11 protein-coding genes are annotated in these 15,803 nt (G+C 74.7%); 5 read left to right on the top strand and 6 right to left on the bottom strand.

Features of this window, described 5'->3' with window-relative positions:
* The 5 genes from KK617_RS03485 to KK617_RS03465 all read right to left on the bottom strand — a co-directional run.
* The coding region (locus KK617_RS03485; RefSeq protein ID WP_277498123.1) for a DEAD/DEAH box helicase at positions 1–1,409 on the bottom strand (1,409 nt) is incomplete at its 3' end.
* A gap of 240 nt (positions 1,410–1,649) precedes the next feature.
* Positions 1,650–3,242 (bottom strand): NAD(P)/FAD-dependent oxidoreductase, encoded by a 1,593-nt coding sequence (locus KK617_RS03480; RefSeq protein ID WP_277498122.1) that lies wholly within the window; start codon positions 3,240–3,242, stop codon positions 1,650–1,652.
* Between the two features lie 72 nt (positions 3,243–3,314).
* Complete coding sequence (locus KK617_RS03475) at positions 3,315–4,817, bottom strand: zinc ribbon domain-containing protein (protein WP_277498121.1); 1,503 nt, start codon at positions 4,815–4,817, stop codon at positions 3,315–3,317.
* A gap of 192 nt (positions 4,818–5,009) precedes the next feature.
* A complete protein-coding gene (locus tag KK617_RS03470) occupies positions 5,010–6,263 on the bottom strand; it encodes an acyl-CoA desaturase (protein WP_277498120.1) in 1,254 nt (417 codons plus the stop codon).
* Positions 6,264–6,275: 12 nt separating this feature from the next.
* Positions 6,276–7,475, bottom strand: a complete 1,200-nt coding sequence (locus KK617_RS03465; RefSeq protein ID WP_277498119.1) for a ferredoxin reductase — start codon at positions 7,473–7,475, stop codon at positions 6,276–6,278.
* Between the two features lie 124 nt (positions 7,476–7,599).
* Here KK617_RS03465 and KK617_RS03460 point away from each other — a divergent pair, with 124 nt between their 5' ends.
* The 4 genes from KK617_RS03460 (at position 7,600) to KK617_RS03445 (ending at position 12,303) form a co-directional block, all read left to right on the top strand.
* Entirely contained in the window at positions 7,600–8,784 is a 1,185-nt protein-coding gene (locus KK617_RS03460) for a helix-turn-helix domain-containing protein (protein ID WP_277498118.1), read from the top strand.
* A 33-nt stretch (positions 8,785–8,817) separates the two neighbouring features.
* Complete coding sequence (locus KK617_RS03455) at positions 8,818–9,768, top strand: SGNH/GDSL hydrolase family protein (protein WP_277498117.1); 951 nt, start codon at positions 8,818–8,820, stop codon at positions 9,766–9,768.
* 76 nt (positions 9,769–9,844) lie between these two features.
* Positions 9,845–10,054 carry a hypothetical protein gene (locus KK617_RS03450; RefSeq protein ID WP_277498116.1) on the top strand — a complete coding sequence of 70 codons (210 nt, stop codon included), beginning with the start codon at positions 9,845–9,847 and terminating at the stop codon, positions 10,052–10,054.
* Positions 10,051–12,303: a heavy metal translocating P-type ATPase gene (locus KK617_RS03445; RefSeq protein ID WP_277498115.1), complete on the top strand. Its 2,253-nt coding sequence runs from the start codon at positions 10,051–10,053 to the stop codon at positions 12,301–12,303. The genes KK617_RS03450 and KK617_RS03445 overlap by 4 nt, the downstream gene beginning before the upstream one ends.
* 41 nt (positions 12,304–12,344) lie before the next feature.
* On the opposite strand, the gene KK617_RS03440 is transcribed toward KK617_RS03445, so the two are convergent.
* Complete coding sequence (locus KK617_RS03440; RefSeq protein WP_277498114.1) at positions 12,345–13,901, bottom strand: amidohydrolase family protein; 1,557 nt, start codon at positions 13,899–13,901, stop codon at positions 12,345–12,347.
* 99 nt (positions 13,902–14,000) lie between these two features.
* Between KK617_RS03440 and KK617_RS03435 the strand changes: the two genes are divergently transcribed.
* The gene (locus tag KK617_RS03435) at positions 14,001–15,782 is read left to right on the top strand and encodes a M1 family metallopeptidase (RefSeq protein WP_277498113.1); all 1,782 of its coding nucleotides are present in this window, start codon (positions 14,001–14,003) and stop codon (positions 15,780–15,782) included.
* Positions 15,783–15,803 lie beyond the last annotated feature (21 nt).

Genomic DNA, 15,803 nt, shown 5'->3' with positions numbered 1-15,803 from the left:
GAGCCGGAGCGGCCGGAGCCGCCGGAGCCGCCCTGACCGCCGGCGGGACGCGACGAGCCGGACCCGCCCTGGCCGGAGCCCCCGCCGGAGCCGCTGCGACCACGGCGCCGGCGCGGTCGGCCGCCCCCGCCACCGCGGCGCTCGTCGGAGCCCTCACCCGAGCCGGAGGTCGAGCCCGAGCCGCGGCCCCCCGAGGCGACCTCGGTCGTCAGGTCGAGACCACCGGGGACGAGCGTGCGCTCGCCCGGGGCCAGCTCGGCGAGGACCGCGTCGGTGGGCCCGGCGAGCTTGGTCGTGCGCGGTCGGATGCCGGCGGCCTTCGTCAGGGCGCGCACGTCGCGCGCCTGGTCGTCGGTCATCAGCGTCACGACGGTGCCCGCGGCGCCGGCGCGCGCCGTACGCCCGGAGCGGTGCAGGTAGGCCTTGTGCTCGGCCGGCGGGTCGGCGTGCACCACGAGCTCAACGTCGTCGACGTGGATGCCGCGGGCCGCGATGTCGGTGGCCACGAGGGTGGTCGCCCGGCCGGCGTGGAACGCGTCCATGTTGCGGGTGCGGGCGCCCTGCGACAGGTTGCCGTGGAGGTCGACCGCCGGCACGCCCGCCTTGTTGAGCTGGCGGGCCAGCGCCTTGGCGCCGTGCTTCGTGCGGGTGAAGACCACGGTGCGGTCGGAGCCGCTCGTGAGGTCGACGAGCACCGGCAGGCGGTGGTCGCGGCTCGCGAGGTGCAGCACGTGGTGCTCCATCGCGGAGACCGGCGACTGCGCCGAGTCGGCCTCGTGGGTGACGGGCTGGTGGAGGAACTGCTTCACCAGCGCGTCGATGGCGTTGTCGAGCGTCGCCGAGAACAGCAGCCGCTGGCTGCGCTTCGGGGTCGCGTTGAGCAGGCGTCGTACGGCGGGCAGGAACCCGAGGTCGGCCATGTGGTCGGCCTCGTCCAGCACGGTGATCTCGACGTCGCCGAGGCTGCAGTGGCCCTGGCCGATGAGGTCCTCGAGGCGGCCGGGGCAGGCGACGACGATGTCGACGCCGCGGCGCAGCGCCTGCACCTGCGGGTTCTGGCCGACGCCACCGAAGACGGTGCGCGTCGTGAGGCCGCTCGCGGCCGCCAGCGGGGCCAGCGACTCCTCGATCTGCCCGACGAGCTCGCGCGTCGGGGCCAGGATCAGGGCGCGCGGGGCGCCCGGGCGCGGACGGCGGGCGGCGCCGGCGGTGAGGCGCGCCACCAGCGGCAGGAGGAACGCGTAGGTCTTGCCGGAGCCGGTGCGGCCGCGGCCGAGCACGTCACGGCCGTTCAGCGAGTCGCCGAGCGTGGCGGCCTGGATCGGGGTGGGGACGGTGATGCCCTGCGCGGACAGCACGTCGCAGAGGGCGGTGGGCACGCCGAGATCGGCGAAACCGGGAGAAGTCATGAGGGGGGTCGACCTTCGTCAGCTGACGTCCCACCTGGGGGCCCGGCCGGCGACGGGGCCGGCGGGCACGTGCCGCGTCGGAGCGGCCACGTCCGCCGCCACGAGGGGCGGACGCTCGGTCCGAGGTGAGACGGGACGGGCCGACGCGACCAACCTAGCCGTGCGCCCCGACGTACGACGATTCCCCACCCCCCGCGCGGGGGGTGGGGTGGCCGAGGTCACGCCGCGGCCGGGACCGGCTCAGGACCAGGCGAGCGCGTCGTCGTCGAGGTCGGCCCCGCGGATCGCCCGCAGGTCGGCCACGTAGTTCTGCCGCAGCCGCCACGGGGCCTCGGCGCCCTGCTTGGGCAGCTGGTCGATCGAGCGGAGCACGTAGCCCGCCTCGAAGTCCATGAACGGCTCCTCGGGGACCGCGGGGTCGCGCCGCACCTCGACCTTGCGCAGCCCCGAGCCGTGCAGCCGCCCGAGCACCTTCGAGACGTAGTCGGCCACGAGATCGGCCTTGAGCGTCCACGAGGCGTTGGTGTAGCCGATCGTGTACGCGAAGTTCGGCAGCCCGGTGAGCATCAGGCCGCGGTAGGCCATCGTGGTGGGCAGCGCGACCTCCTCGCCGTCGACCGCGAAGCGGATGCCGCCGAACGCCAGCAGGTTGAGCCCCGTCGCGGTCACCACCACGTCGGCCTCGAGCTCCTCCCCGCCCTCGAGCCGGATCCCCGTGGGCGTGAACGTCTCGATGCGACCCGTCGCGACCGACGCCCGCCCCGAGCGCAGCGCCTTGTAGAGGTCGCTGTCGGGCACGACGCAGAACCGCTGGTCCCACGGGTCGTACGGCGGGTTGAAGTGCGTGTCGACGTCGACCTGCGGCAGCTGGCGGCGCGTGTAGGCCCGCACGGCCTTCTTCACGGGGCCGGGGAACTTCTGGCTCACGTTGTAGAACGCCATCTGCTGCAGCACGTTGCGCCAGCGCACCACCTGGTAGGCGGTCATCTCGGGCAGCACCTTGCGCAGGGCGAGCGACAGCTTGTCCTTGGCCGGGATCGAGATGACGTACGTCGGGGTGCGCTGCAGCATCGTCACGTGCGCGGCGGCGCCCTCGCCCGACGACAGCGACGGCACCAGCGTGATGGCGGTCGCCCCGGACCCGATGACGACGACCCGCTTGCCGCTGACGTCGAGGTCCTCGGGCCAGTCCTGCGGGTGCACGAACGTGCCCCCGAACTGCTCCTCGCCCGGGAAGGTGGGCCGGTAGCCCGAGGCGTAGTCGTAGTAGCCCGAGCAGCAGTAGAGGAAGCCGGCCGTGTACGTCGTGGGCTCGCCGTCGACGAGCGCCTCGACCGTCCAGCGGGCGGCCGCCGAGTCCCAGGACGCGCCGACGACGCGGTGGCCGTAGCGGATGCGCTCGGTCAGGCCGAACTCCTCGGCGGTCTCCCGCACGTACTCCCGGATGGCGGGGCCGTCGGCCAGGGCCTTCTCGCCGAGCCACGGCTTGAAGCGGTAGCCGAGCGTGAACATGTCCGAGTCGGAGCGCACGCCCGGGTAGCGGAAGAGGTCCCACGTGCCGCCGAGACGCTCGCGCGACTCGAGGATGACGAGCGAGAGACCGGGGTGGTCCTGCGCGATGCGGGCCGCCGCGCCGATGCCCGACAGGCCGGCGCCGACGACCAGGACGTCGACGTGCTCGGCGGGGGCGACGTCACGCACGACCTCGTCGTGCGGGGCGGGGCCGGTGCTGCCGGCGGCCCCGGCGTCGTCCGCCGAGGTCGACGGGTCGCCCGGGACTGCGAGGTCGGTGGGCTCGGGGGTGTCGCCGGAGCGAGCCGGTGTCTGCGCCATGGTCGGGATCATGGCGCAGACACCGGCTTGTTGTCACGCGTTCAATAGCGCGACGGGTGGTCGATCAGCGGTTCAGAAGATCTCGCCGCCGGGCACGATGTTGAGGCGGAAGTCGCTCGTCGCGGCCGGGTCACCCGTGTACTCCGTGACCTCGATCTTGTAGGCCTCGCCCTCGACGACCTCGATGGCGCACTCCTCGTCGTCGTACGAGCTGTCGCGGTTGCACAGCTCGGCGCGGGCCCCGTCGAGCACCCGCAGGCGGAAGTCGATCGCCCCGCCCGAGCCGCCGCCGGCCACGTCGATGAGCTCGATCGTGATGACGCCGGACGCCGTCGCGGTGATCGTCGTGCTGGCACCGCCCGGGGGCATCGTCGTGCCGCCCGAGGTGCTGCCGTCGGGCAGGACCGCCGCGCCCGGCGTGCCCGACGTCGTCGGCTCGTCGGTCGGGCTGGGGTCGGCGTCGGTCTCCTCGATCGTGAGGCCGGAGTCGGTGACGACGGCGAGCACCTCGCCGTACAGCGTGCACTCGTCGCCGTCGCTGCAGAAGAAGTCGGTGAACATGCCGCTCGGCACGGCGTACTCCCCGTCGGTGTCCTCGTAGATCGCCGCGCCCACCTCGGCGCCGTCGGCCAGCTCGACCTCGTCGCCCGGCTGGATGCGCTCGGCGTCGATGACGTCGACGTAGACCTCGATCGACGTCAGGTCCTCGTCGCCGTCGTAGGCGATCCGGATCTCCTGCGTGCCGTCCTCGGCCGCGTCCCAGCCGCTGACGCCCGCGCCCTCGAACCAGCCCTCGTCGACGTAGAAGTCGTCGAAGTCGTAGGTCGGGTCGGAGAGGTCCTCCTGCTCGGAGGACAGCACGATGATCTGCCCGGCCTCGGCCTCGACCTCGATGACGGCCTCGTCGCCGTCCATCTCGACCTCGTTCACCGCGCCGAGCTCGATGCCCGAGCCGCTGTCGCCGCCCTCGGTCGACGACGTGTCGTCGCCGCCCGGGTCGTCGTCGCCGCCGTTGTCGTCACCCTTGAAGACCGTCAGCATCAGCACGGCCACGATGGCCGCGACAACCAGCAGCGCGACGATCGACCAGATGATGATCCACTTGCGCTTGCCGTTGCCCCCGGAGCCGCCCGCCCCGCCGGGGGGCGCGCCGTACTCCCCGCCGTCGTAGCCGCCGGGCCCGTAGCCGCCCTGGTTGAACCCACCCTGGTCGTAGCCGCCCTGGCCGTACTGGCCCTGGTCGTAGCCGCCCTGGCCGTACTGGCCCTGGTCGTAGCCGCCCTGGGGCGCGGCGTAGCCACCACCGTACGGCGGAGGCGCACCCTGGTCGCCCTGGCCGGCCTGGCCGCCCTGGCCGCCCTGGCCGTAGGCACCGGAGAAGGTCGTGGGCGCCTCGCCGGAGGGGCCGCCGTACTGCCCCTGGGGCGCGTACGACGGGGAGCCGGTGGCGCCGAAGGGCTGCGTGGGGTGGTTGCCGGAGCCGTGGACGTTCGTGGCGTCGCTCGGGGTGCCGCACTCCTCGCAGAACGCGGAGTCGGGCGGCAGCTCGTGGCCGCAGGCGGTGCAGTTGGTCATGACGGATTCCTTCCAGCGCCCGGGCCTTCGGGCGAGCGACGTGAGGCTACCGGGTGGCGAGCCCGGCCGGGGCGCTCCCTACCCCGCGGCTCACCCCGCCAATCCAACGGATCGGAGGGTGCCACGTCACGCCGACGGGCCGCGGGGATGCTGGTGCATCCCCGCGGCCCGTCGTGGTGCCTCGGCGTCGGCTCAGGCGGCCTTCTCGACCTTCCGCGCCGCGGCGAGGCGGCGGGCCTGCTGGTCGAGGCGCAGCTGCGCGACGCGACGGACCTTGCGGTCCCCCGTCGTCATGGCCCACAGCAGCTTGAGCTGGCCCGGCAGGTTCGAGCGGTTGGTCGTCTCCAGCCAGCCGTTGGGCAGCGAGAGGCGCACGACCTTGTGCCAGGCGGAGTAGACCTGCGCCACCAGCGGGGCCTCGTGGTAGTTCAGCTCGTACTTGTCGAACAGCGCCTTCACCTTCGGTGCGACCTCGGCGTAGCGGTTGCTCGGCAGGTCGGGGAAGAGGTGGTGCTCGATCTGGTGCGACAGGTTGCCCGTCATGAGGTGCATGGCCTTGGAGCCGGAGATGTTGGCGGAGCCCAGCATCTGGCGCAGGTACCACTCGCCGCGGGTCTCCTTCTCCGGGATGGCGGCCTTCTCGTAGGTCTCGACGCCCTCGGGGAAGTGGCCGCACATGATGACGGAGTGGCTCCACAGGTTGCGGACCAGGTTGGCCGTGAAGTTCGCGGCCAGCGTGGGCAGCAGCGACCCGGTGGGCGCCGACAGCAGCGGGTGGACGACGTAGTCCTTCGTCGCCTGCTTGCGGATCTTCGCCAGCGTGGCCCGCGCCGACTTCTTGAACGACTCGGGACGCTTGTCCTTCGGCGTCTTCAGGTTCTTGCCGAGCTCGAGGTCGTAGGCGGCGATGCCGTACTCGAAGAAGCAGGCGTTGATGAAGTTCCACACCGGCTGCGCCAGGTAGAAGGGGTACCAGCGCTGGTCCTCGTCGACGCGCATGATGCCGTAGCCGAGGTCGTTGTCCTTGCCGATGATGTTCGTGTACGTGTGGTGCAGCTCGTTGTGGCTGTGCTTCCAGCCCTCGGCCGTGGACGCGTTGTCCCACTCCCAGGTGGTCGAGTGGATCTTCGGGTCACGCATCCAGTCCCACTGGCCGTGCATGACGTTGTGCCCGATCTCCATGTTCTCGAGGATCTTCGCGATCGACAGCCCGATGGTGCCGGCGACGAAGGCGGGCGGGAACGCGCTGGCGAGCAGCACGGCGCGCGAGCCCAGCTCGAGCTTGCGCTGCACGTCGATCACCTTGCGGATGTACGCCGCGTCGCTGCCGCCGCGGGCGTCGAGCACCTCCTGGCGGATGGCGTCGAGCTCGCGACCCAGCTCCTCGACGTCCTCGGGCGACAGGTGGGCGATGGGGCTCTCGGACTTCTTGCTGACGACGGTCATGGGTGGATCCCCTCAGATCTCGATGTGGCAGGGGCCGGCGGCGGCCGTGATGCAGGTCTGGATGCGGATGCCCTCGGGCCCGACCTCGCCGGGCACCGCGGTGGTCACCTCGCCGTTGCGCAGGTCGCGCACGGAGCCCTCCTTGAGCGGGAGGACGCAGCCGAAGCAGACGCCCATGCGGCAGCCGCTCGGCATGAGGACGCCGGCGGACTCGCCGGCGTCGAGCAGGGTGGTGGCGCCGTCGGCGTCGACGGTCGCGCCCGTGCGGGTGAAGCTGACCTCGCCACCCTCGGCGACGACGAGGTTGGCGGGCCGGAACTGCTCGGTGAAGAGCTCGAGCCCGGCCTCGGCGTGGTGGGCCTCGAGCGCGTCGAGGAGACCGCCGGGGCCGCAGGCGTACGTCGTGCGCTCGCCCAGGTCGGGGACCAGGTCGGCGAGCCGGGAGACGTCGAGCAGGCCGTGCTCGTCGTCGTACCGCGCCACGAGGCGGATCGCGCCGGCGGCGTCGAGGGCCTCGAGGTCGCGACGGAAGATCGAGTCGGGCCGGCTCGGCGCCACGTGGACCACGGTGATGTCGAGGTGGGCGCTGCGCGGGAGCCGCAGGACGCCGTCGTCGGTGGCCGGGAAGAGGTTGCGCAGCATCCCGACGACCGGGGTGACCCCGGAGCCCGCGGTGACGAACAGCAGCTTCGCGCGCGGCCCGTCGGCGGGGGCGTCGGCGGGGCCGTCGGCGGGGCCGTCGGCGACCTCGGGGGCCAGCACGAACTCGCCGGTGGCCTGCTCGAGGTGCACCAGGGTGCCGACCCGCACCTCGTGGACGAGGTGGTTGCTGACGACACCCTCGGGGACGGCCTTCACCGTGACGGAGATGAGGCCGTCGCGGCGCGGGCCGTGGGTCAGGGAGTACGCGCGCCACTGGCGCACGCCGTCGACGTCGACACCGATGTGGACGTACTGGCCCGGCACGTGGCCCGCCCAGTCCGACCCGGGGCGGATGACGATCGTGGCGGCGTCGGCGGTCTCGGGCTCGACGGCCACGACGCGCCCCCGCAGCTCGGCGCCGGCGCGCAGCGGGTTGAAGAGGTCGAGGTAGTCGGCCGGGACGAGCGGCGTGACGGCCGCGTTGGCCAGCCGCTCGAGGCGCGCCCGCAGGGCCGGGCGGGTGCCGGACCCGCCCGAGCGGCTCTGCAGCAGGGGAGCGAAGGAGCTCATGACCCCATCGTGGCGTCCCGACGGCGTGATCCCGTCACGCCCGGTGGTTGAATCGACCCGGGCGAGTTGTTCGCTCGGGACAAGGTCGGCGTGCCCAGGCGCGCCCCGGAGGGCCGGAGGCACCGTGGACTCACCGCTGCAGGACGGGGTCACCCTCCCCGCGTCCACCGTCACGTCGTTGCGGGCCGCGCTGCCCGAGGTCGCCGGGCGCACGGTCGAGGCGATCATCGCCGACGTGCCCAGCTACGCCGGCGCGCTGTCGGGGCCCATGGGGGCGACCATCCGCCAGGCCGTCGAGCTGGCTCTCGGCGGCTTCGTCTCGCTCGTCTCCGGCGGCGCCCGCGATCCCCGCACGCCGACCGCCGCCTCCGTCCGCGGCGCCTACGACCTGGGCCGCGGCGAGGCGCGGAGCGGCCGCTCGATGGAGGCGCTGCTCGCGGCGTACCGCATCGGCGCGCGCGTCTCCTGGCGCGAGCTGTCGCGCACGGCGGTCGAGGCCGACATCGACGCGGCCACGCTCGCGGGCTTCGCCGAGCTGGTCTTCGCCTTCATCGACGAGCTGTCGGCCTCCAGCGCCGCGGGCCACTCCGACGAGCTGGCGGCGAGCGGCCGGGTGCGGCGCCGCCGCCTCGAGCGCGTCGCGCACCTCCTGCTGGAGCGGGCGCCCGCGGACGCCGTGCACGCCGCCGTCGAGGTCGTCGACTGGTCGCCGCCCACGACCCTGACGGCGCTCGTCGTGCCCAGCGAGCAGGCCCGCGCGGCGCTGACGATCGTGGACCCGGCGACGCTGCAGCCGGCCGACGAGCTGCCCGCCCTGGGGGACGGCGAGCGGGTGCTGCTGCTGGTGCCCGACGTACGGCGGCCCGCACTGCTCGCGGCGCTGGCCCGGCGCGACGTGGTCGTCGGCCCGACGGTGCCGTGGCTGGAGGCCCGCACCTCCTACGACCGCGCCGAGCGCGCGCTGGCGCTGCGGGCACCCGAGGGCGAGGCGTTCGCCGTACCGGACGGGGTGCTCGACACCGACGACCTGCTCGCCCGGCTCGTGGTGCACGCCGACCCCGCGGCGCACGCCGCGCTGCGGGCCCGCGCCCTCGCGCCGCTGGCCGGCGTGCGCCCCGACACCGCGGCGCGCCTCGAGGAGACGCTGCGGGCCTGGCTGCTCCACCAGGGCCGGCGCGACGACGTCGCCGCCGCCCTCTTCGTGCACCCGCAGACCGTCCGCTACCGCATGGGCAAGGTGCGCGAGCTGTGGGGCGAGTCGCTCACCGACCCGCAGGTCGTGCTCGACCTCGTGGTGGCGCTGGCGTAGGGCCCGGCGTGGGGCCGCGCGGATACTGGACGCATGCGTCCGCTCCGCCCCCTGCTGGGCCCCCTCGCCACGGGCACCGCCCTCCTGCTCGCCCTCGCCGCCTGCAGCGACGACGGGTCGGGCTCGGACGGGGCCGGCGGGGCCGGCGGGGCCGGCGGGGAGCGCAGCGGGGCGACGTCCGCGGCCGAGGAGACCCCCGAGGGTCCGGCGGTGCGCACCGACGACTCCGACGACCACGCGGACCAGGTCTACGTGGCGATGGGGGACTCCTACACGGCCGCGCCCGGGGTCGACCCGGCGCAGGGCGACTCGGGCGTCTGCGGGCGCTCGCAGGTCAACTACCCGTCGCTGGTGGCCGGCGCGTTCGGCGGCTCGACGCTCGTCGACGTGTCCTGCTCCGGCGCCACCACGGCCGACCTCCTGGGCAGCCAGCAGCTGGCCGGCCAGACGTTCCCGCCCCAGGTCGACGCCGTGACCGCCGACACCGACGTCGTCACCCTCAGCACCGGGGGCAACGACTTCGGGGCCTTCGGCGTGCTCGCCGGCCAGTGCGAACAGCCCGGCGCGACGTGCCCCACCCTCGACCTCGCGACCGCGCAGGCGGGGCTCGCCCGCGTCACCACCGACCTCGTCGCCGTGATCGGCGCCGTCCGCGAGCGTGCTCCGCAGGCCCGGGTGCTGGTGGTCGGCTACCCCCAGGTCGTGCCGCCGGGCGCCGAGGGCTGCGCGGACCTGCCCGTCGACGGCGAGCTGCTCGGCCTCGCTCGCCTGCTCAACGAGGAGCTCGTGAACGCGCAGCAGCGGGCCGCCGAGCAGGCCGGCGCCGACTACGTCGACGTCTTCGCCGCGACCGAGGGCCACGCGCTGTGCAGCGACGACCCGTGGATCAACGGCAGCGACTTCGTCGAGGCCGCGCCGTACCACCCCCTGCCCGCCGGCCAGCGCGCCGCTGCCGCCGAGGTGATCTCCGCGCTGGACGGGTGAGCACGCCTCCGACCTTGGGAACAGATACCCCCCGGGGGTATGTTCTCCTCTCGTGAGCACCACCGGAGGAGGAACCATGGCGGACGGACCCCGCACAGCGACCCGGCTCGGGCTGTACGCCGGCGCACTCGCCCTCGTCTTCGCCGGCGCGTACGGCGCGGGCGCGGCGCTCGTGCCCGACCCCGTCGTCGACCGATGGGTCGAGCGCGCGGGGGCCGGCGACCACGGCGCGGAGGACGGCGTCGAGGACGGCGGCGACGGCGCCCACGAGGGCGGGCACCGATGAGCACGACCAGCCTCGAGCTCGCCATCGGCGGCATGACCTGCGCGTCCTGCGCCAACCGCGTCGAGCGCAAGCTCAACAAGCTCGACGGCGTCGAGGCGTCGGTCAACTACGCGACGGAGAAGGCGCGGGTGGCGGTGCCCGAGGGCTTCGACCCGCTCCTGCTCGTCGCCGCGGTGGAGCAGGCGGGCTACCGCGCCGAGCTGCCCGCCGTACCGGACGAGCGGGGCGCTCCCGGCGGGGACGCGGGGACCGCGACGGACGACCGTGCCGCCACCGAGCTGCGTGCGCTGCGCGACCGGCTCGTGGCCTCGGCCGTGCTGACGGTGCCCGTGGTCGTGCTGGCGATGGTGCCGGCGTGGCAGTTCACCCACTGGCAGTGGCTCTCGCTGGCGCTGGCGTGGCCCGTCGTCGTCTGGGGCGCCTGGCCGTTCCACCGCGCCGCGGCGGTCAACCTGCGCCACGGCGCGGCGACGATGGACACCCTCGTCTCGCTCGGCACGCTGGCCGCGCTGGCGTGGTCGGTCTACGCCCTCTTCTGGGGCACGGCCGGCACGCCCGGCATGACGCACGCCTTCGAGCTCACCGTCGCGCCGTCGGACGGGGCGGCGAACATCTACCTCGAGGTCGCGGCCGGGGTCACGACCTTCGTGCTCGCGGGGCGCTACTTCGAGAAGCGCGCCAAGCGCCGGGCCGGGGACGCGCTGCGGGCGCTGCTCGACCTGGGCGCGAAGGACGTCGCGGTGCTCCGCGGCGGCGTCGAGACCCGCGTCGCGGTGGCGGACCTCGCGGTGGGCGACGAGTTCGTCGTGCGTCCCGGCGAGAAGGTCGCGACCGACGGCGAGGTCGTGAGCGGTACGTCGGCCGTCGACGCCTCGCTGCTCACCGGCGAGTCCGTGCCCGTCGAGGTCGGGCCGGGCGACGCCGTCACCGGCGCCACGATCAACGCCGGCGGCCGTCTCGTCGTGCGGGCCACCCGGGTCGGGGACGACACCCGGCTCGCGCAGATGGCGCGCCTGGTCGAGGACGCGCAGTCGGGCAAGGCGGAGGTGCAGCGGCTGGCCGACCGGGTGTCCGGGGTCTTCGTGCCCGTCGTCATCGCCATCGCCGTGGCGACGCTCGGGGCGTGGCTCGGTGCCGGCTTCCCGGCCTCGGCCGCGCTCACCGCCGCCGTCGCGGTCCTCATCATCGCGTGCCCCTGCGCGCTGGGCCTGGCGACGCCGACGGCGCTGCTCGTCGGCACCGGGCGGGGCGCGCAGCTCGGCGTGCTCATCAAGGGGCCCGAGGTGCTGGAGTCCACCCGCCGCGTCGACACCGTCGTGCTCGACAAGACCGGCACGGTCACCACGGGCGCGATGGCGCTGGGCGACGTCGTACCGGCCGCGGGCGAGGACCGGGCCGTCGTGCTGCGTCTCGCCGGGGCGCTCGAGGCGGCGTCCGAGCACCCGATCGCCCGGGCCGTGGCCCACGCGGCGGCCGAGGCCGACGCGGACGTGCCGGGGGTCGAGGGCTTCACCAACGTCCCGGGACGCGGCGCCCACGGCGTCGTCGAGGGCCACGCCGTGGTCGTCGGGCGGCCCGCGCTGCTCGCCGACTGGGCGCAGCACCTCGACGCCGACCTGGAGGCCGCCCGGGCCCGTGCGGAGGCCGAGGGGCGCACCGTCGTCGCCGTCGGCTGGGACGGTCGCGCGCGGGGCCTGCTCGTCGTCGCCGACGAGGTCAAGCCGACGAGCGCGGCCGCCGTCGCCCGGCTGCGAGAGCTGGGCCTGCGGCCCGTGCTGCTCACCGGCGACAACCGCGCGGTGGCCGAGCAGGTGGCGGCCGAGGTGGGGATCGACGAGGTGGTCGCCGACGTGCTGCCCGAGGACAAGGTCGCCGTCGTCACCCGGCTGCAGGCCGAGGGCCGCGTCGTGGCGATGGTGGGGGACGGCGTGAACGACGCCGCCGCGCTGGCGGCCGCCGACCTCGGCATCGCGATGGGCACGGGCACCGACGCGGCCATCGCGGCCGCCGACATCACGCTCGTGCGGGGCGACCTGCGCGCCGCCGCCGACGCCGTGCGGCTGTCGCGGGCGACGCTGCGGACGATCCGGGGCAACCTCTTCTGGGCGTTCGGCTACAACGTCGCGGCCGTCCCGCTCGCGGCGCTCGGGCTGCTGAACCCGATGCTGGCGGGCGCCGCCATGGCGTTCTCGAGCGTCTTCGTCGTGGGCAACAGCCTGCGCCTGCGGAGGTTCCGCGCCGGGAGCTGATGGTGGTGCCGCTGGCGGCCACCTCGACCACCGGAACGGCCTCAGCCCAGGTCGATGCCCGCACCGTGGACGGCGCGGCCGGCGACGTACGTCGCGGCGACGGGCAGGTGGCGCAGCCAGGCGCCCTGCTCGGCGGTGGTGGGGAACGCGGCGTACGGGTCGGCGTCGAGCAGCACGAGGTCACCCGGGTGGCCCACGGCCACGGTGCCCCAGCCGTCGGTGGACGCCGCGAGCGCCTCGGCGACGGTGAGGGCCTGCTCGCCGTGCCACGGCTCCCGCTCGTCGGCGCTGCGGTGCACCGCCGCGGCGATCGCCAGCCACGGGTCCAGCGGCGACACGGGCGCGTCGGAGCCGAGCACGACGTCGACGCCGTCGTCGAGCATCCAGCGGTAGGCGAAGCACCGCGCCGAGCGCTCCTGCCAGATCTTCTCGGTCAGGTCGCGGTCGTCGAGCAGGTGCGCCGGCTGCACGCTGGCCCGGATGCCGAGCTCGGCCATCCGCCGCGAGTCCGCCCGGTTCAGCATCTGCGCGTGCTCGATGGAGCCGCGGGCGCCGGTGGCGGCGTACGTCGCGAGCGCGGCCGCCGCGGCCGCGTCCCCGATCGCGTGCGTGGCGACCTCCAGCCCCGCGGCGTGCGCCCGGGCGAGCAGGTCGTGCAGCTCGGCGCCCGACAGGTTGGGCTGGCCCGCGGGGTACTCGAGGCGGTGGGCGTCGGCGTACGGCTCGCAGCACCACGCCGTGCGGGTGTTGAGGGAGCCGTCCGAGATGATCTTCAGCGGGCCCATCGTCAGGCGGTCGTCGCCCGGGCCGGTCACGTCGGCCACGCCCGGCAGGACGTCGCCGGTGCGCAGCCCCAGGCGCAGCACGTCGTCGAGGCCCTCGGCGTAGGTCGACATCCGGATCCGCAGCCGGTCGCAGCCGTGCTCCCAGCGGTGCAGCCACTCGGTCGCGCCGCCGGAGAACTCGAAGTCGACGAGCCCCACGACGCCGAGCGCGGCCGCCGCGTCGAGCGTCCGTCCGTACGCCTCCGGCGACGTGCCGTCGTCGCCGACGAGGGTGGACAGGCGGGCGTACGCCGCGAACCACTCCCCCTCGCGCACGACCGAGTCCCGCACCGGCATCGCCAGGTGCAGCAGCGCCGTGGTGTTGAGCCAGGCGTGGTGGGCGTCGCCCGAGATCAGGACCACCGGCACGTCGCCCGACACGGCGTCGAGCTCGCTCACCGTCACGTCGCGGTCCCACCCGCCCGAGCGGTGCCCCCACCCGATGACCGGGTGGCCGGGCAGCTCCGCGAGGCGCTCGGCGACCCGCTGCGTCACGTCCTCCGGGGAGCGCGCGGCCGTGAGGTCGAGCCGCTGCGACGCCAGCGTCCACTGCCCGAGGTGCACGTGGGAGTCCCACAGCCCGGGGATGAGCCACCGGCCCTCTGCGTCGACGACCTCCGCGTTGCTCGCGCCCGGCGGGACGGGCAGGTCGGGGCCGACCGCGGTCACCCGGCCGTCGGTCACCGCGACGTCGACGGGACGACCGGAGGGGCCGGGGACGACCCCCCGACCGACGGGCACCAGACGGGCCTGGCGGATGAGCAGGTCGGACATGATCGGCACCCTAACGACGGCCTCCCCGGGCCCCGGCCCCGTCCACGTCGCGCCGGTGTGAGGCTGCGCACGCCGGGCCGGGACGGCACACTGAGCGCCATGTCGTCGCCGCGCCCGCTGCCGCCCCGCCCGACACCCGGTCGTGCCCCCGACCCGGGCGCGACGGCCCCCGACCAGGCCCCCGACCAGGCCCCCGACCAGGCCCCCGGCCAGGCCCCCGATCAGACCCCCGGCGAGCAGCAGGACGCGCGGGGCGGTGGGGCCCGCCGTACCCGCACGTGGCTCGCCGCCGGCGCGGCGGTCGTGCTCCTCGCCGGCGCGACCGGCGTGGGCGTGGTCACCGGGCTCGACGACGACACCGCCGACCGCGTCACCGGCGGCGCCAGCGAGGCCGGCCCCCGCGAGGGCGGCGGCGACGACGGCGACGACAGCGGCGGGGGCGCCGGCGGGGGGAGCCGCGGCGGCAGCGACACCGACCTCGACCCGGTCGAGCTGCCGGACGACGCCGAGCTCGCGGTGGCGCGGAGCACGCCACGCACCGACTCGGTCTACCCCGACAAGGGCCACCCCGGGGTCGACGCGCTGCACTACGACATCGAGCTCCGCTGGTTCCCCGACGACGCCGACGACGGCGAGGACCCGGAGCTCGAGGGCACCACGACGGTCACCTTCCGGTCGACGAGCGCCGCACCGGGGTTCCGCCTCGACCTCGCCGCGCACCTCGAGGTCACCGACCTCGTCCTCGACGGCACCCCGACCGACGCCTTCCGCCGCGAGGGCGACCACCTGGTCGTCGACGAGCCGGTGCTCATCGAGTCGCAGCACCGGCTGACGGTGACCTACCGCGGGCCCGCCGAGCCCGCCGCCGCCCCGACCGACCGCAGCGACTTCTCCGGCGTCGGCCTGACGCGCTCCACCTCGCAGGACAGCGAGGACTGGCTCTGGACGATGCAGGAGCCGTACGGCGCGTTCACCTGGTACCCCGTCAACGACCAGCCGGCCGACAAGGCCCTGTACGACGTCACGGTCCGCACGCAGCCGGGCTGGACGGGCGTCGCGAACGGCGAGCTCGTCGAGCAGGCGGAGGACGACGAGCAGTCGGTGGCGCGGTTCCACGCGCCGGAGCCGATGTCGTCGTACCTCGCGACCGTGGCCGTCGGCGACTACGAGCTGACCGAGGACGTCAGCGACTCGGGCGTGCCGCTGACCTACTGGACCCCGGACGGCGACGACGAGGCCCTCGAGCGGCTCGGGGCGACCAAGGAGGCGCTCGCCTGGCTGGAGGAGCGGCTCGGCCCCTACCCGTTCAGCAGCCTCGGCTCCGTCGTCGTCGACTCCGAGAGCGCCATGGAGACCCAGACGATGATCACCTACGGCAACACCGGGTACACGCTGTCGCCCGAGGTGATCGTCCACGAGATCGCGCACCACTGGTACGGCAACGTCGTCTCGCCCGACGACTGGAGCGACGTGTGGATGAACGAGGGCATGTCCATGTACCTGCAGATCCTGTGGGAGGCCGAGGACATCGGGGAGGACGTCGACGACTACGTGGGGTACTACGCCCTCGAGGACCAGGCCCTGCGTGACTCCTACGGCCCGCCCGCGGCGTACGACGGCAGCTCCTTCGGCCAGAGCAACATCTACGTCCCGCCCGCGGTGATGTGGCACGAGCTGCGCACCACCGTCGGTGACGAGGCGTTCTGGGAGATGGTGCGGGCGTGGCCGACGGCGGGCGGCGAGGGCGTCTACCGCAGCATCGGCCGCGACCAGTACTGGCCGTGGCTCTCCGAGCAGCTGGGCACCGACCTCACGCCGTTCCTCACCGCGTGGCTCCTCGGCACCCAGGAGCCGCCCACGACCTTCGGCCCCGTGGGCTGAGCCCGGGCCCGCGGGACCGGC

Origin of the sequence: Nocardioides sp. ChNu-99, assembly GCF_029493445.1 — a bacterium.
Lineage (GTDB): Bacteria > Actinomycetota > Actinomycetes > Propionibacteriales > Nocardioidaceae > Nocardioides.
The sequence above is the reverse complement of the archived record's forward strand: the minus strand, read 5'-3'. Positions and strand labels throughout refer to the sequence as shown.